Annotated in this window: 1 protein-coding gene; it reads right to left on the bottom strand. The window is 59.9% G+C overall.

Annotated features, from left to right (window positions below; translation table 11 throughout):
* Positions 1 to 401, bottom strand: a 401-nt coding sequence (locus AC1D0P_RS31020) for a PAS-domain containing protein (protein ID WP_477680234.1), incomplete at both ends; no start/stop codon positions are given.

Raw genomic sequence — 401 nt, 5'->3', positions numbered from 1 at the left:
GCCATCGGGGGTGAACACCGCCACGCCTTCGGCCAGATGATCGATGGTTTCGCCCTGCACCTTGAGCAGCGTGTTGTAACGGGTTTCGAGATCGACCTTCTCTGTCAGGTTCTCGAACACCCAGGTGGCGCCGCCCTGCGGCCGGGCCGTGGCAAAGACACGCAAGGTCTGTCCATTCGGCAGGTGCCAGAGGTCATTGTGCGGCTCGATGGCGCGATAGACGGAAAGTACGCTTTCCTTCCAGTTCCGCCAGTTGAGCTGCTCCGGCAGCTTGGCCTGGTTGCGCAATTTGTCGAGCAGCTCGCCATGGGTCGGATAGGATTCGAGGAAGGGAATATCGAGGTCCCAGAGCTGGCGGAAGGCCTGATTATAATATTGCAGGCTCTGCCGCTCGTCGAAGA

Source organism: Polaromonas sp. P1_G2 (assembly GCF_056405515.1).
Note: the sequence above shows the minus strand (reverse complement) of the source record. Positions and strands in the feature narration are given on the sequence as shown.